Annotated in this window: 2 protein-coding genes; both read right to left on the reverse strand. The window is 36.8% G+C overall.

The annotated features are described in order from the left end of the window. Window positions 1-101: 101 nt before the first annotated feature. Entirely contained in the window at window positions 102-920 is an 819-nt protein-coding gene (locus I3255_RS13790; RefSeq protein WP_181313521.1) for a DUF2797 domain-containing protein, read from the reverse strand. A 48-nt stretch (window positions 921-968) separates the two neighbouring features. Further along, window positions 969-2172: winged helix-turn-helix domain-containing protein (locus I3255_RS13795; RefSeq protein ID WP_238039318.1), on the reverse strand; the 1204-nt coding region annotated here is incomplete at its 5' end.

Raw genomic sequence — 2172 nt, forward strand, 5'->3', positions numbered from 1 at the left:
ATAATCAATGGTTTAGCACTCAATTAAGCCACTTTATTGATGTTGTTCGTTAGTTTGTTATATTTCTGCGCTAATTAGGTTAATTAGCGCAGAAAATAGTACTAATAACTTACAATGACTTCATAACTTGTGAATTTTCGAATATTGATTACACCAGTGTCAAAAATAAGATATTGGCCTTTGATGCCTTGTAGAATACCTTCAACTACAGGGTTTTTATCAAAGTTATGAGATGTGATTTTTGTTGGAAACTGTTCAATAGGATAATGAATATCTTGGCTTTCTGTCGAAAGATACTCTATTGCATCATCACCGTATTGTTCGGTAATCGCCAACAATTCCTTTTGGATTTCAGGAAGTAATTGCTCTGAGTAAGACTTTAGATCCAACTGGTTATTATTTCCTTTTAACATATTGCGCCAGTTGGTTTTATCTGCAACAAATTTTGCTAGTGCAATTTCCACCAAACCAGAAATATGGCGGTTTTTAACTTTTAAAATGGTTAGGCCTTGTGTTGCGCCCTGATCAATCCAACGAGTTGGTATTTGAGTATAGCGTGTAATGCCAACTTTCAAAGCTGACGTATTAGATAAGTAGACATAATGGGGCACCATACAATTATCTTCACCCCAGCTAGGTTCACGACACGTACCTTGAGCATAGTGGCATGTTTCAGGCTTCATAATACACATATCGCAGCTAGCGAGCTTTTTCATACATGGGAAGCAATGGCCTTGTGAGTAGCTCTTTTTAGTTGTTTTGCCACAAGAGCTACAAATAATTTTTCCTGTGTGAGTGAGCGTGATCGTTTTACCAATTAATGAATTTAATACGATTTCGTTATCACCCACTAAGAGAGAATAATTTACATTCTGCTCTAGAGTGGACTTCATTTTTTTCAGTGTACCTTGTACTTGCATGACATTTACTCATATAAAAACGCCCAAGTTTTCAGCTTGGGCGTTATGCTATTTTTTAGTTGCTTGGGCGACCGATGACCTAAAGAGTTCCGTGACTTTTTGACTGTTATTTACCCAATATAAGCCACGAGAAGCTGAGAGCATCAAATCTAAATAATCTTGATGATAGAGTAAATAGGTATGATTAACACTCAGTGCATTATGCTTATTTTTTAAATTAATTTCGTTGTTTAATGCAATGGATTTATTTTTATTAATATTTAGACCATCATCGGCGTAGGCCCAGTGGTACATTTCTGGTTCTATGCGAGTTGTGGCAATAAACTGGGATTTAGATGGATCGATAGTAACCGCGGCGGCTCGGATAGACAATGCATGGTGATAGTTACTATTTTTTTCAGTAATAAATGACATAAATGAGTAGTTCATTTCGCCATCTTCTTCCTTTGAAATGTAATAGTGAGTTACCTTAGATTTTATACCCGATCCATCCATGTAGTTGGTAAATACTTGAGCGGTTGGCTCTCGAGATAATTCCGTTTGAATAATTGGGGTATCTCTAAATATCTCGCCTTGTTCACTCGATAGCTTGGCAAAAGCGGGCCACTTCTCCGGTGAGATTCTATATGAAAAATCTGTTTTAGGAATACAGCGATTAGAATTATCGTCTGTTCTGCACCAGGCAACAGAATAAGCACCACTCATATTTTTATACATGTAGATAATACGATTTTTGATCGTACTTTTATCAAAAATTTCTACATTATCTTGATAGATGGAATCAGCCCTTTGTTCAAGATCTGCAAGATCAGCTGCGTTTAACGCGATATACGTGATCTTATTGGTTCCGATCGTTTCATGTTTTACTTCAAAGGTCGGGATATTAGGATCTTTATTTAAGTAAAACCAAGATACAGACCCCAGCATAATTGCTACTGTACTGACGGCTAATGCAGGTTTTATCCATGTTTTTTCAGCTACACTTTCTTCTTGTTCTTGCTGTGATAGCGATACAGTTTCTCGTTGGAAATCTCTAATTTGATAACCGACACGAGGTAGCGTTTCGATGATATCGCCTTTTTGTTGCTCTTGTAATTTTACGCGAAGTGCACGAATAATCTGAAATAAGGAGGCTTCAGTAACGATGCGATCAGGCCAACCAACTTTTAAGAGTTCTTCTTTGGTTACTGGTCGCTGATGGTTGTCAATCAGAAAGGTTAGAATATATTGTTCGGAAAGATTTAACTTTTGA

This window comes from Psychrobacter sp. Ps6 (assembly GCF_022129235.1).
In the GTDB taxonomy this organism is placed as follows: Bacteria; Pseudomonadota; Gammaproteobacteria; order Pseudomonadales; family Moraxellaceae; genus Psychrobacter.

Bases quoted from the DNA above. Each gene is read 5' to 3' on its own strand.
- I3255_RS13790 (WP_181313521.1), bottom strand. From the start codon at position 920: ATGCAAGTACAAGGTACACTGAAAAAAATGAAGTCCACTCTAGAGCAG.